Source organism: uncultured Veillonella sp. (genome assembly GCF_937981445.1).
GTDB lineage: Bacteria > Bacillota > Negativicutes > Veillonellales > Veillonellaceae > Veillonella_A.
This window is the reverse complement of sequence record NZ_CALJON010000047.1, coordinates 15,264-41,972: the sequence shown is the minus strand read 5'-3', so window position 1 is coordinate 41,972 and position 26,709 is coordinate 15,264. Positions and strand designations below refer to the sequence as shown.

Annotated in this window: 22 protein-coding genes; 6 read left to right on the top strand and 16 right to left on the bottom strand. The window is 38.5% G+C overall.

Annotated elements, in window-relative coordinates:
* The 7 genes from Q0376_RS07690 to Q0376_RS07660 all read right to left on the bottom strand — a co-directional run.
* The coding region (locus Q0376_RS07690; RefSeq protein ID WP_298706163.1) for a hypothetical protein at positions 1–221 on the bottom strand (221 nt) is incomplete at its 3' end.
* A 105-nt stretch (positions 222–326) separates the two neighbouring features.
* Complete coding sequence (locus Q0376_RS07685) at positions 327–1,499, bottom strand: O-antigen ligase (RefSeq protein ID WP_298706160.1); 1,173 nt, start codon at positions 1,497–1,499, stop codon at positions 327–329.
* A 201-nt stretch (positions 1,500–1,700) separates the two neighbouring features.
* Positions 1,701–2,831, bottom strand: coding sequence for a glycosyltransferase family 1 protein (locus Q0376_RS07680; RefSeq protein ID WP_298706157.1), 1,131 nt, complete (start codon positions 2,829–2,831; stop codon positions 1,701–1,703).
* Between the two features lie 196 nt (positions 2,832–3,027).
* Positions 3,028–3,786, bottom strand: a complete 759-nt coding sequence (locus tag Q0376_RS07675) for a glycosyltransferase family 2 protein (RefSeq protein WP_298706154.1) — start codon at positions 3,784–3,786, stop codon at positions 3,028–3,030.
* A gap of 519 nt (positions 3,787–4,305) precedes the next feature.
* Complete coding sequence (locus tag Q0376_RS07670; protein WP_298706150.1) at positions 4,306–4,926, bottom strand: cyclodeaminase/cyclohydrolase family protein; 621 nt, start codon at positions 4,924–4,926, stop codon at positions 4,306–4,308.
* Between the two features lie 222 nt (positions 4,927–5,148).
* A complete protein-coding gene (locus Q0376_RS07665) occupies positions 5,149–6,819 on the bottom strand; it encodes a formate--tetrahydrofolate ligase (RefSeq protein WP_298706147.1) in 1,671 nt (556 codons plus the stop codon).
* A 409-nt stretch (positions 6,820–7,228) separates the two neighbouring features.
* Positions 7,229–8,494 carry a dicarboxylate/amino acid:cation symporter gene (locus Q0376_RS07660; RefSeq protein WP_298706144.1) on the bottom strand — a complete coding sequence of 422 codons (1,266 nt, stop codon included), beginning with the start codon at positions 8,492–8,494 and terminating at the stop codon, positions 7,229–7,231.
* A 586-nt stretch (positions 8,495–9,080) separates the two neighbouring features.
* Here Q0376_RS07660 and Q0376_RS07655 point away from each other — a divergent pair.
* On the top strand, positions 9,081–9,818 hold the full coding sequence (locus Q0376_RS07655; RefSeq protein ID WP_298706141.1) for a formate dehydrogenase accessory sulfurtransferase FdhD: 738 nt from the start codon (positions 9,081–9,083) through the stop codon (positions 9,816–9,818).
* Positions 9,819–10,054: 236 nt separating this feature from the next.
* Here the strand turns inward: Q0376_RS07655 and Q0376_RS07650 are convergent, their stop codons facing one another.
* From Q0376_RS07650 to thiT, 6 genes are all read right to left on the bottom strand, one after another.
* The gene (locus tag Q0376_RS07650; protein ID WP_298706136.1) at positions 10,055–11,293 is read right to left on the bottom strand and encodes a molybdopterin molybdotransferase MoeA; all 1,239 of its coding nucleotides are present in this window, start codon (positions 11,291–11,293) and stop codon (positions 10,055–10,057) included.
* Positions 11,294–11,509: 216 nt separating this feature from the next.
* Entirely contained in the window at positions 11,510–12,001 is a 492-nt protein-coding gene (locus tag Q0376_RS07645) for a 4Fe-4S dicluster domain-containing protein (RefSeq protein ID WP_298706133.1), read from the bottom strand.
* The gene (locus Q0376_RS07640) at positions 11,998–12,528 is read right to left on the bottom strand and encodes a 4Fe-4S dicluster domain-containing protein (RefSeq protein ID WP_298706130.1); all 531 of its coding nucleotides are present in this window, start codon (positions 12,526–12,528) and stop codon (positions 11,998–12,000) included. Before Q0376_RS07640 ends, Q0376_RS07645 begins: the two co-directional genes overlap by 4 nt.
* A complete protein-coding gene (gene fdhF / locus Q0376_RS07635) occupies positions 12,525–14,717 on the bottom strand; it encodes a formate dehydrogenase subunit alpha (protein WP_298706127.1) in 2,193 nt (730 codons plus the stop codon). Before fdhF ends, Q0376_RS07640 begins: the two co-directional genes overlap by 4 nt.
* A 102-nt stretch (positions 14,718–14,819) precedes the next feature.
* Positions 14,820–16,115 (bottom strand): molybdopterin-guanine dinucleotide biosynthesis protein MobB, encoded by a 1,296-nt coding sequence (locus Q0376_RS07630; RefSeq protein ID WP_298706125.1) that lies wholly within the window; start codon positions 16,113–16,115, stop codon positions 14,820–14,822.
* Positions 16,116–16,312: 197 nt separating this feature from the next.
* Complete coding sequence (gene thiT / locus Q0376_RS07625; RefSeq protein WP_298706122.1) at positions 16,313–16,849, bottom strand: energy-coupled thiamine transporter ThiT; 537 nt, start codon at positions 16,847–16,849, stop codon at positions 16,313–16,315.
* A gap of 315 nt (positions 16,850–17,164) precedes the next feature.
* Between thiT and guaC the strand changes: the two genes are divergently transcribed.
* Complete coding sequence (guaC, locus tag Q0376_RS07620; RefSeq protein WP_298706119.1) at positions 17,165–18,151, top strand: GMP reductase; 987 nt, start codon at positions 17,165–17,167, stop codon at positions 18,149–18,151.
* Between the two features lie 90 nt (positions 18,152–18,241).
* Here guaC and Q0376_RS07615 read toward each other — a convergent pair whose 3' ends face one another.
* From Q0376_RS07615 to Q0376_RS07605, 3 genes are all read right to left on the bottom strand, one after another.
* Positions 18,242–19,126 carry an aldo/keto reductase gene (locus Q0376_RS07615; protein WP_298706116.1) on the bottom strand — a complete coding sequence of 295 codons (885 nt, stop codon included), beginning with the start codon at positions 19,124–19,126 and terminating at the stop codon, positions 18,242–18,244.
* A 367-nt stretch (positions 19,127–19,493) separates the two neighbouring features.
* Positions 19,494–20,285, bottom strand: coding sequence for an enoyl-CoA hydratase (locus Q0376_RS07610; protein ID WP_298706113.1), 792 nt, complete (start codon positions 20,283–20,285; stop codon positions 19,494–19,496).
* Between the two features lie 286 nt (positions 20,286–20,571).
* Entirely contained in the window at positions 20,572–21,459 is an 888-nt protein-coding gene (locus tag Q0376_RS07605) for a formate/nitrite transporter family protein (protein ID WP_298706110.1), read from the bottom strand.
* 621 nt (positions 21,460–22,080) lie between these two features.
* Between Q0376_RS07605 and Q0376_RS07600 the strand changes: the two genes are divergently transcribed.
* From Q0376_RS07600 to Q0376_RS07585, 4 genes are read left to right on the top strand one after another with little or no spacing between them, the layout of a single operon-like run.
* On the top strand, positions 22,081–23,952 hold the full coding sequence (locus tag Q0376_RS07600) for an alkaline phosphatase (RefSeq protein WP_298706107.1): 1,872 nt from the start codon (positions 22,081–22,083) through the stop codon (positions 23,950–23,952).
* The gene (locus Q0376_RS07595; RefSeq protein ID WP_298706104.1) at positions 23,949–24,395 is read left to right on the top strand and encodes a hypothetical protein; all 447 of its coding nucleotides are present in this window, start codon (positions 23,949–23,951) and stop codon (positions 24,393–24,395) included. The genes Q0376_RS07600 and Q0376_RS07595 overlap by 4 nt, the downstream gene beginning before the upstream one ends.
* Positions 24,396–24,438: 43 nt before the next feature.
* A complete protein-coding gene (locus Q0376_RS07590) occupies positions 24,439–25,164 on the top strand; it encodes an ABC transporter ATP-binding protein (RefSeq protein ID WP_298706101.1) in 726 nt (241 codons plus the stop codon).
* Positions 25,161–26,363, top strand: coding sequence for an ABC transporter permease (locus tag Q0376_RS07585; RefSeq protein ID WP_298706099.1), 1,203 nt, complete (start codon positions 25,161–25,163; stop codon positions 26,361–26,363). Before Q0376_RS07590 ends, Q0376_RS07585 begins: the two co-directional genes overlap by 4 nt.
* Positions 26,364–26,709 lie beyond the last annotated feature (346 nt).

Below are 26,709 nucleotides of genomic sequence, written 5' to 3'. Positions count from 1 at the left end.
GCGCCATCAATATGGTTGTGTATAAATCTCCAGGCACAGCCAATTTCTGGTTTACCTAGAATTATATTCTGATTCACTATAGTTCGTAATTCTGATTCAGAAAGTGAATCCCCCATAATAGCATCATAAAAAACGGGAGTTACACCAATTCGCTCACATTCAATTGATACATTTTTTCTACGCTCTATATTGTTTTTATTAGATATAAAGTAATAGTACATGTTTTTCCCTGTTTTAATATTAATCCACTATAAGGCACTTTACACTTTCTCAATTAGTATTTCTTTACCTATTGTATAACGATTCACATATAATTACCACTCTTATTATTCTATATTTTCTTCATACACCATGGCCAAGGTTCCCCCTAAAAGCAAGAAGAATAAGCGACTAACGGGTTTTAATGTAAGCCCTGCATCTACTAAACCTTGTCCATATAATACAAAGAACGCAGCAAACATAGCAATAATATATAAATTCTTTGGTTGTTGCCACACAGTTTTACATAAAAAACTGATTAGTCCTATAGTAAAAGCTAAAAACCCTACAGCCCCTACAGTTCCAGTAGTTGATAAAAACCACATAAACATACTATGCGCATGAGGTACGTTTTGCTCATGAGCAACCGGCAAAATATATTGGCTATAATATAAAGAAGACCAATTCTTAAGACCAATGCCAAACCAAGGTGAGTCTTGCCACATATGTAAGCTAGAGATCCAAAAGTATACGCGCTCCATATCATAATTCCGTGACATATCATCTACATAGGCCGGTGCCTCATAGGCCACGAAACCTAATACAGCCAAAATTATGATTAAAGGAATGATCTTATGTTGTTTCACGGCCAAGCGTAACGATAAAATAAGCGCAGTCATAACAAGGCCTAGGGCAACGCCTAACATAGCGCCACGTGATGCGGTCAGATAAAGAGATATAGATGCCAGACCTATTGTAGCAAGTGTTAGTAGCGCTCCTATATATAAATGTTTTTTACAATATATTACAAAGAAGCTCACTAAAAAAGGAAGTACTAATGCAAACATAGTGCCTAAAGTATTGGGGGAGCCATAAAATCCTTCTATGCGTCCTACTTCCCCCATTTTATAATACTCTAATAAAGAATTAACACCTAAAAAAATGGTCGAAGTAATAAGTCCAAACTCTATGGCCTTACCGCTTTTTATTTTTCTCCCCATATATAAAACCACTGCGCCTGGAAGCACCCATGACAGATAATTCAACGCCGAGTTAAGACTACTATAATCTTGTATCCCTAGGGACGCAACAATAATAAGGCCATAAAATAATCCCATACTAACATATACTAAAGGTGATATCTTAAATAGGGAAAAATCTCGATCTTTAAACAAGCAAAATGCTGTAAACAAACATCCTAGTGCCACTGCATTGCTAATAGCAGCATTATATGCTGAATTCCCTACAGCCCATACAACTAAAAATAAAATAAGACTACCAATTATATACCGATTAATCATTATAAACTCCAACACATAATTTTATTAAAACTACAACTATTACAAGCTATAGTCAACTATATTAATTATCGTAACCAATATTAGCTACAGTAACTAATATGTATCGTAGCAACCAATATGAATTGTAACAAACACTATTAATTACTTAACCATTTACTAATTAAAAGTATTTCTTTATTGAAATATCACTTACAAAAAACACTAGCTTCCTACAATATGCTGAATTAACTGTTTTTGACTATATACAGCATTCGCATCACATAATCCTTTTTCATATAAAGGTAATCGTTCTTTAAAACTATTTACAAATAACTCTAGCTGCTTAGCAAATATCTCTTCACTAGTAAGATCCACTACTTCACCAATGGCATAAGTAGAAATTACTTCAGGATTAATTTCTGGCGATTGTAATATAGGTTTAAAATAACCAATAGCATTAAATAGCATGGCACTCCAATGATATCGGTACCGTTCAGCCCCATAAGGTGCCAAGATGGCATCTACACTTAAAAGTGCCTGTTCCCATTCAGGGCCAATGAGATTTTTATGCCAAAACTCTATGTTCGGCGTATTTTCATACTCTTTTATAATCGCCTCAAATTCATTAGCATCTTCCTGCATTGCGGTAGCACCTTGAACAATTAACTTTACTGGGACTGTAAAATTAGCTTTTTTAAAGGCATTTAAGAAAAATCGTACATTCTTTTCTCGTCTATATTGACCAAAAAAACCTAAAGTAATAGGCTCTTTATACGTAAGTGACGTACTAGCCTCACCATAAACAGGCTTAAACACAGGTGGCTCTATTAAATCTATATTACGTAACTGCTCCTCTTCAAAATCATTGCGCAATGTAATAATTTTTATATGAATATTCTTATATGCTTCACAACGTTTAGCCTGCTTTACAAAGCGTGCTTTTTCACGGGGATTGATACCATGTACAATAAAATACACTGGCACAGGGGAATCCTTTAATTTTGTTTGTAATAAAGCCTTCAAATATCTAAAGGTAGAGGTAGGAATAATTACACAATCACATTCACCTTTTTGAATTTTCTCAAAAGCTGAATTAAACCAACGTCTTCGCCGTACTTCACGTTTAATAGACAAGAATAATTTTTGAAAACGACTAGCTCCTGCATAAGTCACAACTTCTCCACCATCCAAATATTCAACAGGAGCTTGGTAATCAACCTTAAAGGGAAATTTTTCAGGCACCCAAAATACAGGCTCATGACCTTGGTTCTTCAATTCATTTACTAAAATGCGATCAAATTCTACCTCATGCCCTGCGGGCATGATAATACTTTCTAAAATAGCAACTTTCATCCTATACTCCTAGCAAATTGATAAGTTAATCTCGTAATTAGCTAAACTATTTATAAGTATATTTTTATATACAGCTATAGGTCCAGATATCTGAATACGTCAAAATCAATATTAGTTCATAAATACACTTATTAATTTACAATACTCTATTAGACTATTAGACTTTTCCGCTACAAAGCCCCATCAGATGTTTCTGTTACAGTTCCCCATCAGACTTATTTAGATAATATAATTTAACGTATTTGTTCATAGTATAAAAATAATGATTCGTCGCTAAAATCCAGCCCATTTTCCCATCTAAAAATCCCTTGTTTAAAATATATACTTTGATAAAAGCCCATAGAGGTCTAAATAAAATATCTTTAAAAAAGCTACAAGACTTCCCCTTAGCATTATATTGTCTAGCGGCCAAAGTTGTATACTTGTTAAATTTATTAAAATATTGTTCCCAATTTTGATATGTATAATGATATAAGGCACCGCTAAGCTGCTCAACAGGGTAAGGGGTTATTACCTTTTCATGAACTAAGCCCTCCACATAGGTTCCGGCTTTAGGCATAAGTCGGCACACATAATCAGGCCGCAATACACCATGTGTAGCCTTATTATATTTGAACTGATTATGTCGTTGAATCTCATAGGCCACTTGCTTATTGACGACTACGGCTTTTTCAATATGCAAACTTAATTCTGCACTGCAATGCTCATCCGCATCAATTAAAAAAATCCAATCATAACTAGCTTGCTCTATGGCAAAGGTCTTTTGAGCCCCCCAGTCCCCATTCATGGAGCGGCTAATGACCCTAGCCCCTAAGGATTCAGCTAGCGTTTTAGTATTGTCCGTACTACCATCATCAACAACTATGACTTCCTTGGCAAAAGAACAACTTTTGATACAAGTTTCAATATTCTTTTCTTCGTTTCTCGTTAAAATTACAACACTAACATCTACCATAATTCTATCCTTTGCTAAGTTCACAGCTGATTTACATAATATATTTACATATTATATTTACATATTATATTTAAATATTATATTTACATTTAGTATTTACACTTAATATGTATCTGCATATTATTCTCTACACATTATAGCATAAAAGCATCTTCTATGGGCTTCCAATCCCTAAGTATAGAAAATAAAAGAGCAGCCAATTTTTAATTTAGAGTTATAAATTAAAATTCCTCATGATACATGAAAAAAGTGGTCCCTTAAGGGGCCACTTTTCTCACTACTTCTATTTATTTTGACCTATAAATGCTGTATTTAAACATTCATATATAACACTAAATATAACACTATATATAAATCTGAACTAATACGTACAGCTGCATTTACACCCTACGCTCCATCAATAGGGAGGTCAGATTTGCCTTGATTGTATCCAAGGCCTGTATTGATAGCTCTTTTCTTATAGCTTTCTTATAGCTTTATTATAGCTTTGTTATAGTTTTCTTATAACTTTATTAGATTTTATAAACTAATCTTACCCATCAATTCTTTTTCACGAGTATCAGCTAATTCTTCCATTTCTGCCATTCGCTTTTGTAAACCAGATACAAAATCCCCGTCTTTAATGGCACCTAAATTAATTTTTACATTAAGAAATGCTGATTTTACTGCAGCACGCGTATTAAGCACCGCAACAGCACCATCCGTTACGAGCATCGGATTACCTCGCTCAATAACTGCTGCTGCCAAATCAAATAAGCTCATAGCCACTTCACCAATTTTAAATGGTGCTAATGCGGCATTCTTACTTGCTTCTTGAATGGCAAGGCTACGGGCTGCTTTTTCTTCGTCTGATGTTTTTGGTAGCTTATACGCCGCCATAATTTCATTAAAGGCAGCGCAATCTTCATCAATCATGGTCAAAAATCGTTGTTTTAACTCTCCAGTAGTGGCCTGCACTTGCTTCATTTCCACTTCTACGGCTTGAAACTTTTCCTTGCCAATGGTTAAATTCGCCACCATCTCAATCAAGGCTGCCGCACTAGACGCCGTAAGTGCAGCCACACTGCCACCACCAGGCGTTGGTGCACTTGAGCCTATATCTTCTATAAACTGTCGTACTGTAACATCCTGTATTGCCATTCCCATATCCTTTCAAATCACCCATCAATAAAGATTTACTATAAATCAAAGTTCCGCTAAAAGCGGAACTCTGACTATCTTTACTCAAAACTATTATTATAGGCTTTTTTCTAACACCTTATGTCCTTTAGGCTAATATATTATATGCTTTGCTCTATCGTATTATATACTTTGCTCTATCGTATTATAGGTTTTACTCCAAAGTAATATAATCTTTGCGCACTAGAATAAACCTGTGATTTTGCCATCTGGATCAATATCCATCTTAAGAGCTGCCGGTGCTTTAGGAAGGCCTGGCATAACCATAATATTACTTGTGCGGCATACAATAAAGCCTGCCCCATTGGCAACGCGTACATCTTGTACATTAATTGTGAAATTAGATGGTGCCCCTAATAAATCAGGATTATCACTTAAAGAATATTGCGTCTTAGCAATACATACAGGCAATTTATCAAGGCCCCAAGCTTCTAGTTGAGCAATTTGTTTTTTTGCATTAGCCGTAAACTCTACGCCGTCACCACCGTAAATTTTTTGTACAATATGAGTGATTTTTTCTGGAATCGTTTCATTTACATCGTACATCATTTTAGCAGGTACTTCAGATTGTTCCACAATGGCTGCCACTTGTTTAGCCATATCAATACCGCCATCGCCGCCTTTTTCCCAACATTCGTTAAGGCTTACATCAACGCCGTATTCTTTACATTTCTTAAGAAGTAATTCCACTTCCGCATCAGTATCAGAGGAGAATTTATTAATTGCCACAAGCACAGGCAAACCATAACCACGAATATTTTCTACTTGTTTAGCAAGATTAACAAAGCCAGCATCTACAGCTGCCACATTTTCTGTATTCAAATCTTGTTTCTTTACGCCACCATGCATTTTAAGCGCACGAATCGTAGCGACTACTACAACAGCATTAGGGAAAATATCGCCATAATGACATTTAATATCGAGGAATTTTTCAGCCCCAAGGTCAGCACCGAAACCAGCTTCAGTAACTACAATATCGCCAAGTTTTAAAGCCATTTTAGTTGCTAAAATGGAGTTACAACCATGGGCAATATTAGCAAATGGACCACCATGTACAAGGGCTGGCGTATGTTCTAACGTCTGTACAAGATTTGGCTTAATCGCATCCTTCATAAGAAGTGCCATGGCACCTTCACAACCAAGTTGATGCACATACACCGGATTGCCACTTAAATCAGAGCCAATAACAATGCGTCCAAAGCGTTCTTTTAAATCTTCAAGGCTTGTAGCTAGGCAAAGAGCGGCCATAATTTCGGACGCAACCGTAATCATAAAGCCGTCTTCACGTGGGAAGCCGCACACCTTACCGCCAAGACCTACTACGACTTGACGAAGAGCGCGATCATTCATATCCATAACACGGCGCCAAGAAATTTGACGAATATCAATATTCAATTCATTACCCTGATGTACATGATTATCAATCATCGCAGACAATAAATTGTTAGCTGCTGTGATAGCATGCATATCACCAGTAAAATGTAAGTTAATATCATCCATTGGTACAACTTGCGCATAACCACCACCAGCAGCGCCGCCTTTAATACCAAATACAGGTCCTAAGGATGGTTCGCGGAGTGCTACTACTGTATTCTTGCCAATTTTGTTAAGCGCTTGTGCAAGACCAATAGACGTTGTTGATTTACCTTCTCCTGCTGGTGTAGGCGTAATAGCCGTTACTAAAACAAGCTTACCATTAGGCTTGTCCTTTAAGCGTTTTAAAATATCAAGTGATACTTTAGCTTTGTAATGACCATATTGTTCTAATTCTTCTGGTAAAACACCACATTTATCAGCAATCTTCGTAATTGGTTCCATCTGATTGGCTTGTGCAATTTCAATATCACTGTACATGAATATACCTCCTATAGGACCTTCAATAATACAACTGTATAGTAACTAATGTACACCACTTAAGAGTAAATATCAATGACAATTTTAACTTTTTCTTATTAAATATGCATTATAAATTACCCATACTTATTATGTAGTAGTTTACGGTAATTACTCTCTATATGCACAAAAGTCTATATATTTATCATACTACATTATTCTATATTCCTCTACTACACATTTGTTTTTATTCACTTTAAAACTATACTAAACACATTAATGCGCATCAAACATTATGACTTACAACAAAAAAGACTGTAGGCCTAGCAACGCTAACTAAGTGCTTAGTATTAAATTAGTATTAAATATATTATCTAATACTAAACGCCACTCAAAACCTACAGTCTTTATTTACTTACATACTATTAAATTATAAGGAACTTAATTCAGCATTTTCTTCTCGAATATGCTCTTTCAAGTCTTCAGGTGTCACATCATTCTCCCAACGAGCTACCACTACAGCAGCGATGCAATTACCTGTTACATTACACATAGTTCGTGCCATATCGAGCACGCGGTCTACACCAAGTAAAATGGCAATCCCTTCTACAGGAAGGCCAAAAGCTGCGGCAGTACCAGCAATGACAATCAAAGCTGCACCAGGCACACCAGCAATCCCTTTAGTAGATACCATCAAAGTCAATAGCATAACAATTTGTAATTCAATAGGAAAATGTATGCCATACACTTGAGATAAAAATACTACGGCAATGGCACTATACAAAGTGGAACCATCTAGATTAAAAGTATAGCCTAAAGGCAATACAAAGCTAACTACATGACTTGGAATACGGGCTTTTTCAAGTCGTTCCATGGCAATTGGCAAAGCTGCTTCACTGGCTGCTGTTGAAAAGGCCAACACCATAGGCTCTTTTAAGGTCTTTAAAAGCGGGAATAAATTGGTCTTTGTTACTGCTGATGCAAGCGCAACAGTAAGAACTAAGAACACCGCCACCGCTATATATAAACATACAACCAACTTAATAAGGGGCATTAACATTTCAAGACCATATTCACCAATCGTATACGCAATGGCCCCAAAAATCCCAATAGGTGACACATACATTACATAATGCGTCACTTTAAACATAATGTGGGCAACACTCTTTGATAAGTCAATAATATGATGCCCTTCCTTCCCCGTAGCAGCCGCCGCAATGGCAAATAAACAGCTAAAGAAAATAATTTGTAACATATCACCACGTGCCATAGCATCAATGATATTAGTAGGCACGATGTTAACTAACATTTGTACATGATCTAGACCATGGCTTGATGCTGCTTTAGTAACGGCTTCATTAGAGCCCACATGAGTCATAGTTACACCAACACCTGGCTCCATTAGATTAACTGCTACCAGGCCTACAATCAAGGCCAAGGTGGTCGCTACTTCAAACCAAATAATTGATTTGCCACCTAAACGGCCTAATTTTTTAAAATCACCTGTGCCAGCAATACCCATGACTAAGGAGCTAAAAATCAATGGCACTACGATCATTTTAATCATGCGAATAAAAACGTCCCCTAATGGCTTAAGTTGAACCGCTATATCCGGCGCCACTGCCCCCACAATTACACCTAAGACCAATCCAATACCGATCCAGGCGGCTAAACTAACTTTTTTTAAGATTGCCAACTTACTCACTTCCTTCTCATACTACACCTTGGCCAATACTTCTTTTCCAAAAGGAAGTAACTATTGTTTTAAGAATGTATATGTATTTAAATTGTATTTAATAAGCATATATATAGTATTTAACTTATAGTATAATATTTAACTTATAACACAGTATTTAATAAGATTATATATTTTATTTATAAATAATATGATACCTTCTATTCTAAAAACGACTTTACAATCCCTTGTAAAAGCAAGCATTACTCAAACTATAAAAATTTTTACGCTTTATTTTATCAAAAAATTAATTCCCTGGCAAATAATCTATAGAAAATTACAACGCAATTAAAAATTAAATCCACCTTTTTTCACAATCTATTAATATAGCAAAAGAAGTACTTAAATCATAGCTACAAGCTGCATTATTAAGCATGACTAATTAACAATTGTCTCTATGGACGAAACATGCTATGATGAATATACATTATATATCCTATGTTTTTAGTAGATTTATGCGATTTGTTAAACATGAGTATCCTACCATTGTCTCTAGGCTAGTTTTGACACCCCCCATGTTCCTATCAAAACCTAAGGAGGTTTTCCTATGTACGCTTTATCAGATATTAACCACTATACTTGTACATCCTATTCCAAACAAGATGGTCCTAAACAAGAGGAATTACACATTTCTCAAGAAGTGGCTTACAAGCTATATATAGAAGGCAAATCAATTACAACCCTCATTGCCTCCCCTCATGACTTCAAAGATTTAATCATTGGCTATTGTATTGTGGAAGGTCATGTAGAAGGTCCTGAGGATATTGCTCATATCTCCATGGATTCAGAAACACATCGCATCGACGTAAGCTTAACCCATGATGTAAGTTATTACCAAGATGCAGCACCCAAACCTAGGGCTCCAAAGAATATGGATTTTAGAGTCAGTGCTGACGAAATTTGTAGTTACGGCGGACTCTTAGACTCCATCACCAAAGCGCATCACACCTCCCATGGCGTCCACGAGGGAGCTATTGTAAAAGACGGTAAAGTCATTGCCTACGCAGAAGATGTAGGCCGTCATAATGTACTTGATCGATTACTTGGTATCATTGTGACACAAAAAATAGACACTTCAGATAAAATTCTAATCTTTAGTGGTCGTGTTCCTCAATCAGTTATTTATAAAGTAAATCGCATTGGGGTCCCTATTATGTGCTCCCGTGCCATGCCTACGGCTTTAGGCATCAGTTTAGCGGAGAAATACAATATTACCTTAGTCAACGTACTTCGTCCTGATTCCTTTAAATGTATGACCCATAAAGAGCGTATTACAGGCTTATAATAAAAAAACGAGGCATAGAACCTAAAGTCCTATGCCTCTACCAGCAATCAGTTCTCGGTTTTCTAAATTACTTAACTCATATCTAACTAATTTAATACCACTTTAATACAAAAAAGCGAAGACTTATGTCATCTCCCCCAAAGAGATTCTTTTATCATAAGACCTTCGCTTTTTATATGTTAATATACGGTTTCTAAGAGATATACAGTTTTTAAGAGCACTATTCCTCAAGAGCTTTACTTTTTTAACATCATTACAGGCACCATAGTGCCTGCTTCATAGCTATGTACGCCCTGCTCTAGTTTGGCTAATCCATTAGTATGACCTAAGCCTAATAACGCACTGGAGGTAAATACTCGATTAGGCACGAATACGGCCCCTGCATCATCGTATTGTATAACACCTTGCACATATCGATCAAAAGGATTTTTCTTATGAATTGCTGTGCCCAATCGCATAGGCACAGTGAGGGCTTTCGTAGCTGCATAACCTTGACACAATTTTAAAATAGGCAAGGCTACAAGATGAAAGGCATTGTAAGCAGCTGTAGGATTTCCAGATAGGCCAAAACAAAGGGTATAGCGTCTATTACTAGAATCACCAGAAGTAATGAGACCACCAAAAGACGCCGCCCCTGGACGCATCAAAAGACGCGTATACAATTCCTCACCCCCTAAGGCCTTATAAATAGCTGGCATGGAGTCGAATAAACCAACAGATACACCACCTGTACTAATAATAATATCCATGTCTTGACTCAGCAGTTTCACTCTTTCAATCTCTTCATGTAAACAATCTGGTGCATCGCTGACATGATAGGTTTTAACTAAATCAAAGCCATGAGTTTTTAGCAAATTAGTTAGCATAAACAAATTGGAATTATATATTTTACCTGCACCGAGGGGCTCATCTAAGGATACAATTTCTCGTCCCGAAGTAAGGACAAGCACGCGCAATGTTTTATACACCGGAATTTGACTATACCCCAAGCCCGCTGCCACAGCGATAGCACCGGCATCTAAATAAGTACCCGCACGCAAAATGATGTCATGGGCGGCACATTCTTCGCCTTTCGGGATAATATTATCGCCTTTCGTAATGGCCCCACGAACTGTAATATAGTCGTTTTCTACTAGGCAACGCTCCTGCATAATCATCGTATCGCAGCTTTCTGGGATGGGGGCCCCCGTCATAATGCGAACAGCTTCATCCTTTTGTACAACGCCATCAAAAGTCTCGCCAGCACCAATTAATCCCACTACTTTAAATCGACTTTGACCTTCACTATATGAAATAACATAACCATCATAAGGGGATTTGCGAAAAGGCGGCATATCTGTTTTTGCAGCTAAATCAGCCCCTAATACACGGCCTAATGCTTGTGATATGGGAATGTGTTCCACTGCTGGTATATGCCTTTCACTTATTTTATTCTGCCAAATCGCCTGGCATTCATCTACTGTTATGGCCTTCATATAATCTCCCATCCTTATAAATTGGTAAGGCGTAGCACTATCGCACTACGCCACCCAATACAATTGATGTACAATTTACCAAGTATATTCTTTGTCCAATATACTATACTTTTTTCTTTGCATCTGTTGCCATTGTAACGGATACATTTTAAATTACAATCAAACGCAATCGACCTAATTACAATCAAAAGCAGCCGACCTTTAGAGTCACGCTCTTTAAGCAAAGGTTTCACGCTTATGCCGAATTAATTCTTTAATCGTTTCGCTGGTTACCAAAGTTAGCGCTTTTTTAGGGCAACCCTTTACACAGGCAGGTGTGCCAGCTTCAGTATCTATGCACAAATCACATTTTGTTGCCACTACGCGACCTTCTTCAACAGGTGCCATACGCACAGCCCCAAATGGACAAGCAAGCACACATTCGCGACAGCCAATGCAAGTATCTTCATCTACATAAATCATATTGTCATTGCGCTTAGAAATTGCCTTCACTGGACAAGCCTTCATACAAGGAGCATTTTCACAGTGACGACAATGTACAGCTACCTTCATTTCCGGTAAACGATAAGACTTACAGCGAGCCCGTTGTAGCGGATTATCTAACTGCACTTCAGTCATTTTCAAGCCATGATGAGCCATAATACACTGCCGTTCGCACATGCCACAGCCAATGCATAGGTCTACGTCACAAAAAACAAATTGGTTCATACTTGTCCCTCCTTTGCAGCCCAAGCTTTACGAGCCGTTTGAAGGTTCTTTTGACTTACAATCGTTTGAATCGCATCATCTACATAGTAAGTCAATGCTTCTGTTGGACAATGAGATACGCAAGCTGGTGTACCCTCTTCGGTATGTGCACAAAGATCACATTTATTAGCAATGGTACGCACCCCTTGTTCATCATCAAGGGTCTTCATTTGAATCGCCCCAAATGGACAGGCCATAGTACATTGCTGACAACCAATACAACGTTCTTCATGAAGTAAAATGCTATCAACACCCTTTTCTAAGGCCCCTACAGGACAAACAGTAACGCAAGGTGCATTTTCACAATGATGACATTGTACCGTCATCGTTTTTGTCTTCGTCTTAATGACATGAATACGAGGATAAAAATCTTCACTATCTGGGTCAGTCGTAAAAATACCATTGCCTCTATGAGCAACTACACATGCTACCATACATGTACGGCAACCTATACAAAGTAAGGGATTTCCTTTTACAAATCGATTCATGCACCGGCACCTGCCTTTACTATACCATTTTTAGCTCTAATTAAAGCATATTGTGACTTCACATATTCTTCTGCTTCTGCTTGATCATCTAATTTTTCAACACGACATGCACAGTATTTATACTCAGGGGTCTTACTCTTTGGATCAAGTTCTCCTAAGGTAAGCTCATTACATGCACCAATCCACCATTGATACGTCATGTATGTAGCCCCTTCTTTAGCCCGTTCTGTTGGAAGACAACGGGTAATCAAGCTACCTCGACGAGAACGTACGCGAACAAGGTCGCCTTGTTCCACACCTAAGGCTTCACAATCTTTAGGATTCATCGCAATCCAGCCTGGTTCATCTTCTAATTGACGAAGCATACGACAATTGCCAGTCATAGTACGCGCTGAATAGTGACCTACTTCACGAACTGTACAGAAAGATAATGGATATTCTTCATCTACTTCCTCTTTTACTGGTTGATAATCAGTAAATACTAAATTACCGCGTCCGTCTTTAGTTGCAAAATGACCACCTTCATGAAGGAACATAGTCCCTTTATCATCCATACTTTCATCGTAACAAGGCCATTGAACACCACCTAGGGCTTCAATTTTTGCATAAGTGGCACCGGTGAATTTAGGCGCTAATTTACGCATTTCATCCCAAATTTCTTCCGTATTATTGTAATGCATTGGATAGCCCATGGCCGTAGCAATTTCACAGAGAATCGCCCAATCAGTTTTAACACCTTCTGGAGGCTCAATTACCTTGCGCACTCGTTGGAAGCCACGGTCGCAGCTAGTATAGATAGCATCATGTTCGCCCCAAGCAGTGGCAGGCAATAATACATCGGCATACTCAGCCGTACGATTCATAAAGATATCCTGGACAATAACGAAATCAATCTTTCGTAAGGACTCTCTCAGTTCTTCTAGATTTGGGTCTGATTGTGCTGGATCTTCCCCAATAATATAGTAGGCATGAATTTGTTTTTTAGGGTCTTTTTCTTCTAATACATATTCAGGCACTTGTGTTAATTTAATACCCACATTAGGCGACAATTTAACGCCCCAAGCGTCTTCAAATTTTTCACGTACCGCCGCATCAGTAACCGATTGATACCCTGGATATACATCAGGTAAAATCCCTATGTCACAAGTCCCTTGTACATTATTTTGTCCACGTACAGGACCTACGCCAGTCGCATAATGACCATAGTTCCCAGTTAACATGGCTAAATTAGAACAAGCAGCTACACTATCTACACCTTGGGAGAATTGGGTAATCCCCATGCCCCAAAGAATTACGGAATGTTTAGAGGATGCATACATACGTGCTGCGTCACGAATTTGCTGTGCTGAAACACCAATTAAATGAGCTACCGCTTCAGGTGCATAACCTGTTAGTTTTGGTACAAAATCTTCAAAACCATTTACATGGTCTTTAATAAATTGCTCATCATATAATTTTTCTTCAATAATTGTATACGCAAGAGCATTGAGTAATAGTAAATTTGTTCCGCCTTTTTGTTGTAAATGAATATCGGCAATACGAGCTGTTTCAGAAATCTGCGGATCTGCGCAAATAATCTTCGCCCCTTTTGCCTTAGCTTTTACTATACGGCGTGCCACGATAGGATGCGAAGTAGCCCCATTATAGCCTATATTAAAGATAACTTCTGCATCTTCAATTTCAGGCACACTCACTGACATAGCGCCTTCACCAATAGTTTGCTTTAAGCCAGCAACGGAAGCAGCATGACAAATACGCGCACAATGGTCCACATTATTTGTACCTATGACAGCACGCATAAATTTTTGAGTAATATAGCCCGCTTCATTCCCTGGTCCACGGGCTGAACCAGCGCCCATAACCGCATCAGGACCATATTCTTTAATAATCGCCTTTAAGCGATCCGCTGTGTATTGTATGGCTTCCTCCCAACTTACAGCTTCTAACTCACTGCCCTTACCGCCCTTGCGAATCATAGGCTGTGTAATACGACGCGTTAAAATTTTAGGATCATTTAAGTAATCCCAACCATAAAAACCTTTTAAGCATAAGCGGCCTTCATTTGTTCGTCCAGGAGCCCCTTTCGCCTCAATGATACGATTGGCTTTTTTGTCTACAGTAAACTCAATTTGACAACCTGAACCACAATACGAACAAACAGACACAATTTTTTCATAGTTAGTTTGCATATGGCATCCTCTCATTCACTTGAATCGCTTCTACTTTATACCTAATCCTATTATTGTTGTTTCTAATCTGGGTTACTCATATGATGTTTTCTATAACGCAACTTATATAGCTTCTTCACAAAGCCAATCCGCCAAGGCCTCTATTTGGGACTTTGTAAAATAACACCTTGTACATAAGCCGTCTTGCTGTGGTATCGCTTCTTCTGTCATGGACACAATGGCTACTACATCTGTGTCTTTTATAGGCACATCCGTAGAGTCTACACTTGTAACTACATCAGTAAAACTAGGAACAACCTGAATAATAGGTAATACACCTCGACTGCGTGTTTCTAATACAACAAGGTCTACTGATAAATTCTCCGCCAAACTTGCAATATCCTTCTTTTTATTATGCGAAACAATCATAGCATAGCTCGTAGGCCCACTAATGGCCACTGCTGTGGCACCGGCCTCGGTTGCTTGCCAAGTATCACTCCCCTCCTGGTCCATGGTAAAGCCATGGCCATCACTTTTTACAAAACCTACGTCAAATCCTTTTTTTGTTAAGGCCTTAATCAGCGCCGTAGCAATCGTTGTTTTGCCAGTTTTAGACTGGGCGGCACAAACGGAAATAAGCGGTACCTTACGTTTAGTATTCTCTGCCTTAGCTCTAGCTAATTTAAACTCTAATGGCGTATTTACATTTTTATACTCCAATGCCTTATCATCGACAACAATATACTCCGTTTTTACAAGGTCAAACAAAGCCCGTACATGGTACTCCTCTTGTTGTAACAACTGCTTTATAGCCTCAATACAGCGTTTACTATACAAAGCTCCCATAGGTTCTATGCGACTATGCAATGTAGGCACAACGCAATCAATAGGTGCTTCACCCAAGCGATCTAACATATGGCAAGTAGTACCAAAATCAAAATTTTCAAAAAACGGCATATCGATGGACACAGTCATATATACTTCGCTTCGTCCCTCTTGCAAGCCACTTAGTATACCACTTAAGGGGCCATGACTCCCGCCTACATCAGCAACTACATATATAGTTATAGGTGTAGATTCGCCTACCTTCCATTGAAGGCAATGCGTTTCATGAGGATCAATAGCCCTCAACTCTTCGTTACAAAGCTTTTTATGTCCCTTGCAATCACTTAAAGGATGTGATTCATACAAATCGCCGGAAAGCAAACGCAAATCAATGGGGGTATTAGTGGAAATCACAATATCATTAGGATCGCTCAATCTAGCCCTGTCCAACATATGCGTCAGCAAAGTGCCCCCTTGCCAAGGCAAATCAGCCTTACTCTGCCCCATACGAGAGCTCTTTCCACCACTTAAAATAAGCACGCCTCTTTTATATGCATGATGACCGTCTGTTCGTTCGAGAACAAGTCGTTTCACCCTATCACCTTCTTCAATTCCATTTCATTCCTTTTAATACTCAACATACTGTACTAAAACAATTACAGTTCCAGCTCAGCTATTCCCCCTAACAGGTAAGCAGAATGTGCCCAGGCGCTAAGAAATAAACCAACTCCACCTAGAGCTACCAGAAAGCAAATGCCTCCTAGGCACCACCAGAACGCAAACGCCTCCTATTAACGAGTGCTCATTGTAATACCCCGCATAATGCGATTATAAAATAGTAAAATTACGAGGGCATTAATAATAAATTCAGGAATCATATAAGTGGCATTATATGCCATGGAATAAATCCATGGATTTTGCCCCACCGGTGCATATGCAGCAAATACGACAGCCCCCGATACTACGGAAGCAAACCACCGAAGTAAAGAGCTAATCCCAAAGCCCATGAGCACACCTAAATGACTCGTTCTAAAAAATCCTGTAATCCCCATAACACCATAAGCTACTAAATAATCTAGTAAAATGCTCAAATAATGCAAGGAGAATTTAGCCCCCAATAAAAAGGCAATCACACCATACATAGTGCAAGCCAAGATACCCTGTTTTCCACCCCAACGCATGGAGAAAATAACCAGTGGCACCAAATTGGCCGCATTTACTGAGCCGCCTTGGGGCATTTGAAATAACACAATAAAATGAAGTACATAAGCAATAGCGATACATAAACCCGCTTCAACAATCATGCGAGTTCGCTGTCTTTGAACCATAATGAAAGCCTCCTCAAAAATGCTAACCCATTATTACATCCTTATGCACTATTTACCCAATACCATCTATAGTAATACATACTATTAATAATAACTTTATTATAGCACATTCACAGTACAATCGTTGAGTATAAGTAGACAAAAAGAGTAGAAATAAGTAAATCTTGTCTCTTGTCATATACTATAGAGCAAATACACCTTACAATATATTGTAGTTGTAATATTTATTTCATCTACATCTTGCTTATTTTTAAATTTTTCTATATAATATCTAATGGATTATTATGTGATAACCATGAGAATAGGAGGATTTCCATGATTAATACAACAAATATTTTTGACTATGAAGATATCCAATTAATTCCTAATAAATGTATTGTAAACAGCCGTAGTGAATGTGACACAACTGTAACATTAGGTTCCCATACATTCCGCTTACCAGTGGTTCCTGCTAATATGCAAACAATTATCGATGAAGAATTAGCTGAAAAATTAGCCCGTGAAAATTATTTCTACATTATGCACCGCTTTGCACCACATACTCGTTTAGACTTCATTAAACGCATGAAAGAACAAGGTCTTTACGCATCCATTAGTATTGGTGTTAAAGACGAAGAATTTGCTTTTGTAGATGAAATCAAAGCCGCTGGTCTTTCCCCTGAATTTATTACCATTGACATTGCTCATGGCCATTCTAATTCTGTAATTCAAATGATTCAACATATTAAGAAACAATTACCAGACAGCTTCGTTATTGCTGGTAATGTGGGTACTCCTGAAGCAGTACGTGAGCTTGAAAATGCTGGCGCCGATGCCACTAAAGTAGGCATTGGACCTGGTAAAGTATGCATTACTAAATTAAAAACTGGTTTTGGTACTGGTGGTTGGCAGTTATCTGCTGTTCGTTGGTGCAGCAAGGCTGCTACTAAACCTGTAATTGCTGATGGTGGCATTCGTGACCATGGCGATATTGCTAAATCCATTCGCTTTGGTGCTACTATGGTTATGATCGGTTCCTTATTTGCAGGTCATGTAGAATCCCCAGGCAAAACTGTAGAAATCGAAGGCAAACCATATAAAGAATACTTCGGCAGTGCCTCTGAATCCCAAAAAGGGGAAAAGAAAAATGTAGAAGGTAAAAAAATGTACATTCCTTCCAAAGGTAGCTTGTTTGACACATTAACTGAAATGGAACAAGACCTTCAATCTTCCATCTCCTATGCAGGTGGCAACAATCTAAATGCCATTCGAAAAGTTGACTATGTAATCGTTAAAAACTCCATTTTTAACGGTGATCGTTAATTCTAAATAAACAATTCACACTATAATATAAAGAACACAGGTAGCATTTCCTTTTATTAGGAAACACTACCTGTGTTTTTTTCTTTCTTCTTATAAATCTAAATCTTCACGGTCCTTTACCAAGCCAATGAAGAAATCCACTGTTTTTGGATCTTGATGACTAAAGAATAAACTTTCTTTACGGTCTAACGATTGAATGCGATTCATCTCTTCTTTGCTTAATTCAAAGTCAAATACATCAAAATTCTCGGCCATTCGTTCAGGTCGTACAGTCTTAGTCAAACAAACAATGCCCCTTTGTACTTGCCAACGAATCATTACTTGTGCTGCTGTTTTACCATGAGCCTTACCAATTTCATTTAAAATAGGATTATTAAAAATATCGCCGCGCCCTTCAGCAAATGTAGCCCAAGACTCAATTTGAACATTATTTTTTTCCATGTTTTCCTGAGCCTCAATTTGTTGATTAAAAGGATGCGTTTCCACTTGATTCACTTGTGGCACCATACGGTTAAAGGCGGCTACATCACTTAAACGATCTGGATAAAAATTGCTTCCCCCAATAGCTCTCGTTTTACCTTCATCATAAGCTTCTTCTAGGGCGCGATAGGCACCATAATAATCACTGAATGGTTGGTGTAAAAGGAATAAATCTACATAGTCCAACCCCATGCGTTGTAATGAACGATCTATAGATGATTTTGCTGCTTCATAACCAAAATTGCTAATCCAAATTTTTGTCGTAATAAAGAGCTCTTCTCTCGGAATCCCCGACTCTTTAATGGCCTCGCCCACTTCTTTTTCATTGCCATAAGCTTGCGCCGTATCAATATGACGATAGCCTGCTTTTAAAGCCTCTAGCACAGCTTGCTTCGTTTCTTCAGGTGGTACTTGATAAACACCAAAGCCCAAAATTGGCATTGTAACACCATTATTTAACTCTACTGTATCTTTATTATAATTATACATACTCATGAAACTTTCTCCTTCATTATAAATTCAAGACAATATTTACCTTTCCCATACATTACATACAAGGGCAGGTAATAATCACTTCACAAGTATTAGTATAAAGAGCATTAAATAAAGTGTACAATACCACTTATCCATAGCAGTATAACCTTCTCACATACTGAGCTGTATAAACTTCTCATACCGATGACGGTCTCATTCTTTGTAAGTACATTATCTATTTCTACAAATCTGTTTCTACCAAAAAAGATGTCACATATACGAAGCGAACATTTAGTTTGACTAACCTGAGAGCGCGTATATATGACATCTTTTATATTTTTCCTAAAAATGATATTTATTTTTCAAAGACGAGACCTAGTCTATTTAACTACTTCCCTTGGAACTTAGGTCTTCTTCGTTCTGCATAGGCCCGAACGCCTTCTTTGAAGTCTTCAGAGAAACCTAAGTATGTTTGTAACTCCACTTCTAATTTAGCATATTCATCCCAATTGCTAAAGAAGGCGGCCCACATTTGTTCTTTCATCGCTTTGAAGGAAAGTTCAGGACCTTTTGCTAAGCGTGTACAAAGACGATCTGTTGTTTTTACTAATAATTCTGGCTCACATACTTTATATACAAAGCCGTATTCTTTTGCCTTTTCAGCTATAACAGCTTCCCCTGTCATAGCTAAATGCATAGCTCGATTCATGCCAATGGCACGAGTCAACAAGAACATACCGCCAGCATCAGGTGCAAGACCTACATTTACGAAAGCCTGAATAAAACGGCTATTTGTCGATGCCACACAAAGATCCGCTGCCAATACCATGTTAAAAGCTGCGCCTGCTACAGCACCATCAGTACTCATAACAACAGGTTTACTCATCTTCTTCATAGCAAATGAAATTTGCATAACCAATTCAGCAATAGCCACTAAGGCTTGTTGATCATCTTCTTCAACAGCACGCTTCATTTCTGCCAAGTCGCCCCCTACCGAGAAGACCTTACCATTGGCTTTGAATAATAATACGCGCGCTTCTGGATCAGCCTCTGTGCGCTCAATAGCATCTAATATTTCCTTACACATAGGCACATTAAAACCATTTTGTACTTCTGGACGATTAAAGGTAATCGTAGCTACATGATTCTCTACTGAATATAAAATACCGGTATATTCCATCTGTTACTCCATTTCTACTGCTATGAGCTATAAAAAATAAGCTCACCAGGTCAAATATTTTGTAATCTTCATTTACTACTTTTCAATTATTAGTATAGCGAATTTTTTCGATATTGAAAAGGGTCAATGCTAAGGCCCCATAATTAAGTATAAAATCTAGCTCCATATAAAATCTAATTCCATATAAAAAATCTAGCTAAGTATAAAAAACTAAGTATAAAGAAAATCTAGCCCTATAGTATAAGGTCAACTACAGGGCCAGATCCGTAATGAGAGTCCTCATTATTTATTTAAAAATTCCTTTTTCTACAGATTCAAGCATTTCTTTGCTAGGTTTACCATGTCCATAGAAATACGCCATGGCAATGAATAAAATGCCTCCAATCATATTACCCAAAGTAACTGGAATTAAATTCTTAAGAATAAAATTACTCCATGTAAGCGAAGCAATCCCTTCAGGACTTACCCCTATAGCCAAGGCCTTAGCCGCAATGGCAGGGTCTTGAGCTGCCATAATACCTGCTGGAATATAGTACATATTAGCTACACTATGTTCAAAGCCCGACAATACGAACATGAAAATCGGTAAGAAAATCCCCATAATCTTGGCTGGCATAGACATGGTAGAAAAACTGAGCCACACAGCCAGACAAACGAGCCAATTACAAAGAATCCCTAAAATTAGGGCCGAACCGAAGGATAAACTAATTTTTCCTAAAGCAATCTTCAAGGTCATAGCGCCTAAAAGATGTCCACTACTCCCCCACAAGCCGGACTGGCAAAGACTCCAAGCGATAAAGAGAGAACCTAAAAAATTACCTAAATATACCCAAAACCAATTACGAAGCATTCGAGCGGCTGTCACTTCATTGGCGGCCATACTCGCTGTAATAAGCACATTTCCAGTAAATAATTCACACCCTGTAAGAACTACAAACACGAGCCCACTGCCAAAAATGAGACCTGCCACAGTACGACCTAAACCAAAAGTTTCTGGCATGGCGAGCAAATTATAAGCCCCCATGTTAGACGCTTGTGCTGCAAACGCTATGTAAGCACCCGCTAAAAAGCTAAGAATCAGCATTCGCCCAATAGGTAAATTTGACTTTCGCTGCCCGATTAAAACCGCTGCCGCTGTTGTTTCAATGGGTTTCAATAACATTGGTACTTGCATATACATATCCCCCTTTAAGCGCCTTACTTAACATTTACAATTCATCTTACTTAAGATAATCACACATAGTGTACCTAGCTATAACAACGGCATCGTTTAGGTCTTATTTGGTCGATATGGAGTCGGCTACGTATATTCGAATTAATTACCCCTCTGTACCTTGTTGTTACAACAACATAAACTAATACGGACCCTAGAAGTCCATTTACATAAAAACTATGTATAAAATCCGCCAAAACGTAAATTCTATAGTATAGTTTATAATTTCATTATAGCAGATAAAAAGGCACTTACAAGCTTGTATTACAATTTTGTATATTGATTATTAATTTTGAGCATAAGTCATAATAGATTTATTTTTTTCGATGTAATCCTATCATCGTTTTCAATGCGCTGTCTTAGCATGATTCTATTCCCCATAGTAATTTCTTATTAATACATATAAGCCTCCTTATACTGACTATACATAAACCATCCATGACAACGGCCTTATTACGCAATATATTACCTATAATTACAAAATCGTTACAAATACTTTACAGTATTTTTTCTGTATCTTTTCAAGGTTCTTTGTTAGGATTAGGGCAAGAAGAGTATCTTTATTTATAGGAGGATTTCATTATGAATCAGAAACAGCGTCTTCGTCTAACCATTATGTTAAGTTTAGCCAGCACCTTGGCATTTTCTCCCATCATTGGCCAAGCTGCTAGCAATGCAGACGCACAAGCCGCACCAGCTAAAGTCGTAGCGGCTCAAGAACTCAGTGCTAATCAATTACCACAAATTAGCAATGATATTAAAATTTTACCTATTAATCGGGCCAAACTTTGGCGCGGTCAACAATTTGACTTTGAAGTAGAACTACCATCAAGCACCAAGGAAGTGGCGGTAACAATCAATGGTACAGATGCAGCAAAAGTGTTACAAGAAAAGCCTGAAATTATCAATCAAGGCACGCATCTTTCCTACCGCATCAACGATGTGCACTTCTCAAACACTGGCTCCCAAGTTGTAAAAGTAGTGGCATCTAATGGTAACTCGAGTATTACGCGTACAGCCAACTACGAAGTCGTAAATGAACAAGCTCAGAAAAAAGCGAAAAATGTAATCCTCTTCGTCGGCGATGGCATGAGCCTTCAAGCAAAAGAAATGGCCCGTATTTTATCTAAAGGCTTATCCGAAGGCAAGTACAATGACGTGCTCAACATGGAAAAAATGCCAAACCTCGCTTTAATCACCACATCAGGCTATGACTCCATCGTAACAGACTCGGCTAATAGCGCTTCTGCTTACAATACAGGTAACAAGTCAGTAGTTAATGCTATGGGCGTATATGAAAATAGTACGCCAGATTCACTTGATGCTCCTAAAGTGGAAACCATTGCTGAAATCGTCTCACGGTCTAAAGGCATGTCCTATGGCATGGTAACAACCGCTGCTGTAACAGATGCTACACCAGCAGCTGTTACAGCTCATACAAGACGACGTGGGGAACAAAACTTCATTGCCAATGATTTTATTAATCGCCAAAATCCTCCAGCCGTAGTTCTTGGTGGTGGTTCTCAGTTCTTCCTACCACTATCCACACCAGGCTCCAAACGTAAAGATAATATCAATGTTATTCAAGAATTTAAGGATAAGGGCTATCAGTTCGCCGGTACTAAAACAGAGCTTAATAAGCTCACTGGGGATCAACCAATCCTTGGTCTATTCACCTTAAATACAATGAATGTATACATGGACCGCGCCTTCTTAACACCAAATGAAAAAGTATTAAAAGGCTTCACGGACCAACCAGGTCTTGTAGATATGACTAAAAAAGCAATTGAAGTATTAGAAAAGAATCCAAATGGCTTCTTCCTCATGTCCGAAGCTGGCTCCATCGATAAACAACTTCACACTATGGATTGGCAACGTGCCACCTATGACACCATCGAATTTGACCAAGCCATTAAATACGCACAAGACTATTCCAAAGCACATGGCGATAATACCCTTATCATCGTAGTGGCCGACCATGCTCATGGCGTAAGTATTACTGGTACTTATAGTGAAGCAGACGGCAAAGTAGGTCGTGAAGGGGTACGTGTATATGCTGATGCTAAATGGCCAACCTTCATCGATGCTAATCGCGATGGCTTCCCAGACAATCCTGATGCCGATGTGACGCTTGCTGTACAATACGCCAACTCCCCAGATCATTATGAAAACTATCGTTTCCAACCTACTCCAAATGACCCAGCTAGAGCTGGCAAAGACGGTCTAGTTATTGCCAACCCAAATCGTGCGCCACAGGGAGCACGTCTAGTGCAAGGTACATTGCCAACAACTACAGGTGAAACAAGCGAAGTACATTCCGCCGATGATGTAGTGCTTATGGCTCAAGGTCCAGGCTCTGAATACTTCCATGGCGTTATGGATAACACAGAAGTCTTCTTTGGTATCATGCGTGCATTAGGCGTTGATGCAACCAAGGATGTGGCTAAAAAATGAGAGTTCTTAAGTTAGTTTGTCGTTACCTTCTTCTTTTAGTCGTATTGCAAGGAGCAGCACTAGCTGCTCCTTCAGTACAAGCACAATGGCTATCCTTTGATGAAATGTATGCCGGTGCCACCTCACAGGGGCTTATATTATCTGACACACTTCAATCGTTAAATGGGAGCACCGTTACTATGCAAGGCTATATGGCACCACCATTGAAACCAAGCATTAACTTCTTCGTACTTACCCAAGTTCCCATGTCAATTTGCCCTTTCTGTTCGACTGATGCTGATTGGCCAAGCAATATTGTAGTCGTCTACTTAGATGATTCAGTAACGGCTTTGCCATATGACCAGGACATTACTGTAACAGGACAATTAGAACTAGGCAGCTATATTGATTCAGAAACGGGCTTTGTAAGCCTCGTTCGAATCAGAAATGCCACCGTTGAATAATCCTGCTCTGCAGCAAATCTCCTACTCAAAATGGAGTGATTTTATGATTGAAATTAAGAATTTAATTCATCGGTACAAAGATGGGGAGCAGTATATTGATGCTCTCCATGTACCACATTTTAAAGCTGACACAGCTAGCCAATGGTGTCTCACTGGTGTTAGCGGAAGCGGTAAATCTACACTGTTACATTGTTTAGCCGGTTTACTGCGCCCTACCGAAGGAGAGATTATCATTGATGATATGAACTTGACGGCTAGTAGCCCTAAAGACATTACAAATTGGCGACGGGAGCATGTGGGATATATCTTCCAAGATTTTAATCTCCTTCCCTTCCTCTCCGCTAAGGAGAACATCACTACAGGTGCCTACTTTAGTCATCTGTCTGATAAACTGTTATACGAAAATGATTTAGAGCAATTAATGGTATCTATGGATATTGTAGGCTTTGCTCACAAAAAGCCCGCCCAGCTTAGCAAAGGGGAACAACAACGAGTGGCTATTGCACGAGCATTAATAAAAAATCCTACCCTTTTATTAGCTGATGAACCTACAGCTAACTTAGATGCCCACAATAGTGAAATTGTACTGAATCTGCTCACCTCCTATTGCCAAAATCAAGGTGCTACCTTAATAATCGCCACTCATGATACAACAATTATGGAGGCTTTTACTAACCAATTGCATTTAGAAAAACAAGCTTTACACTCTGTTGTAACAAGCACGCCTCCTACCAATGGGGCCGATGTAAGAAAGTCAGGTGCTCTATGATTTATCGCATAGCATGGAAACAATTGTGGTCTAAGCCCTTGACTACCTTCTTACTACTCTTAGTTATGGCCACCTCCATAGGACTAAGCGTCCTCGTAGGTGCTTTAGGCTTAGGCTTTCAACAAGGGTTAACAACGGCAACTGAACCCTTTACCCTATTAGTCGGTGCTAATGGGAGCAGTCAACAAATGGTTATGAATACGGTATTCTTGCAAGATCGACCATTAAGTAATATTCCTTACGCTGAAGTTGAAGCCCTCCGCAATCAACCTAAATTAGTGCTCTCTGCGGTGCCAATCGCCATGGGTGATAGTGTGCAAGGTTTTAAACTCATTGGCACGGAAGCTGAAATTTTCAATATCCGGCCAAAACCTAAAGCGCCTGAATGGTTGCGCATTGACAAAGGGAATGTGTTTAAAAAGCCTTTCGAAGCTGTTATAGGTTCTGCTGTAGCAGAAAAAACAGGCCTTAAAGTTGGCGATACCTTCTACTCCACCCATGGTCAACTAGCTAAGGGGAAAGCCCATGAAGAGCATCAATTTACTGTGGTAGGTATTTTAGATACCACCAAGGGGCCTTATGATCAAGCAGTCTTAACTGATATCCAAAGTATTTGGGACTTACATTCTGCCCTTAGTACTGCTAATACTAAGGCCAAAGGTGCTGTTACAACTATTTTAATCGAACCAATGGGATATAGTCAGGCCTACCAATTAGCTAGTACGTATACCAATCGCAAGGATGTACAAATCGTATTCCCAGCACAAACTATTGTACAACTATTTAACCTTATGGGCCGGGGTGAACAAATTTGGCAACCAATCGGTTATTTAATCATTGCCCTCTCTGTATTGGTTATGATTGTAACCATTTACTTATCCACCATGAGTCGTTTACGAGATTACGCGATTTTAAAAACTTTAGGTGCCTCATCTAAACAACTCTATGCTATTCTTTGTTGTCAATCTACAACCATCTTATTGCTAGGCGTTATTCTCGGCTCTATAGGGGGCTTTAGTGTATATGCTACCATCGCCAATTATGTAACGAGCACCTCTGCTATTCATGTACCTAATAGTATTACTTTACTCCCTTATCCTCTATTAGGACTCATCATTATCATAGGGCTCTTAGCTAGTTTAATCCCTCTTTATGTATTACAGCGCCGCATCAACGGCTTGTTAAACAATATGTATTAAAAACGTATTAATGAATGTATCATTTTATTGCATACTATTCTCCTTTAGTGTTATCCCTACACTAGACCTATTGTACACTTTAAACCTATACGCAATACTACACAAAAGAGCAACGCCACGGTTTAAGACCGTGGCGTTGCTCTTTATACTAACTCTTTATACTAACTCTTTATACTAACTCTTTGTAAGATTACATTTATAAGCCCAAAATATGTTACTAACTAATTTCATAACTATATATTGTATTTCTAATCAATTTGATAGCTATGTATTCCATTACTAACTAATTTGATGTCTACTACTCTCATGTATAGCTTATTTGATGTCTACCACTCTCATGTATAGC

Bases quoted from the DNA above. Each gene is read 5' to 3' on its own strand.
- Q0376_RS07685 (WP_298706160.1), bottom strand. From the start codon at position 1,499: ATGATTAATCGGTATATAATTGGTAGTCTTATTTTATTTTTAGTTGTA.
- Q0376_RS07680 (WP_298706157.1), bottom strand. From the start codon at position 2,831: ATGAAAGTTGCTATTTTAGAAAGTATTATCATGCCCGCAGGGCATGAG.
- Q0376_RS07675 (WP_298706154.1), bottom strand. From the start codon at position 3,786: ATGGTAGATGTTAGTGTTGTAATTTTAACGAGAAACGAAGAAAAGAAT.
- Q0376_RS07670 (WP_298706150.1), bottom strand. From the start codon at position 4,926: ATGGCAATACAGGATGTTACAGTACGACAGTTTATAGAAGATATAGGC.
- Q0376_RS07665 (WP_298706147.1), bottom strand. From the start codon at position 6,819: ATGTACAGTGATATTGAAATTGCACAAGCCAATCAGATGGAACCAATT.
- Q0376_RS07655 (WP_298706141.1), top strand. From the start codon at position 9,081: ATGTACGCTTTATCAGATATTAACCACTATACTTGTACATCCTATTCC.
- Q0376_RS07650 (WP_298706136.1), bottom strand. From the start codon at position 11,293: ATGAAGGCCATAACAGTAGATGAATGCCAGGCGATTTGGCAGAATAAA.
- Q0376_RS07645 (WP_298706133.1), bottom strand. From the start codon at position 12,001: ATGAACCAATTTGTTTTTTGTGACGTAGACCTATGCATTGGCTGTGGC.
- Q0376_RS07640 (WP_298706130.1), bottom strand. From the start codon at position 12,528: ATGAATCGATTTGTAAAAGGAAATCCCTTACTTTGTATAGGTTGCCGT.
- fdhF (WP_298706127.1), bottom strand. From the start codon at position 14,717: ATGCAAACTAACTATGAAAAAATTGTGTCTGTTTGTTCGTATTGTGGT.
- thiT (WP_298706122.1), bottom strand. From the start codon at position 16,849: ATGGTTCAAAGACAGCGAACTCGCATGATTGTTGAAGCGGGTTTATGT.
- guaC (WP_298706119.1), top strand. From the start codon at position 17,165: ATGATTAATACAACAAATATTTTTGACTATGAAGATATCCAATTAATT.
- Q0376_RS07615 (WP_298706116.1), bottom strand. From the start codon at position 19,126: ATGAGTATGTATAATTATAATAAAGATACAGTAGAGTTAAATAATGGT.
- Q0376_RS07610 (WP_298706113.1), bottom strand. From the start codon at position 20,285: ATGGAATATACCGGTATTTTATATTCAGTAGAGAATCATGTAGCTACG.
- Q0376_RS07605 (WP_298706110.1), bottom strand. From the start codon at position 21,459: ATGCAAGTACCAATGTTATTGAAACCCATTGAAACAACAGCGGCAGCG.
- Q0376_RS07600 (WP_298706107.1), top strand. From the start codon at position 22,081: ATGAATCAGAAACAGCGTCTTCGTCTAACCATTATGTTAAGTTTAGCC.
- Q0376_RS07595 (WP_298706104.1), top strand. From the start codon at position 23,949: ATGAGAGTTCTTAAGTTAGTTTGTCGTTACCTTCTTCTTTTAGTCGTA.
- Q0376_RS07590 (WP_298706101.1), top strand. From the start codon at position 24,439: ATGATTGAAATTAAGAATTTAATTCATCGGTACAAAGATGGGGAGCAG.
- Q0376_RS07585 (WP_298706099.1), top strand. From the start codon at position 25,161: ATGATTTATCGCATAGCATGGAAACAATTGTGGTCTAAGCCCTTGACT.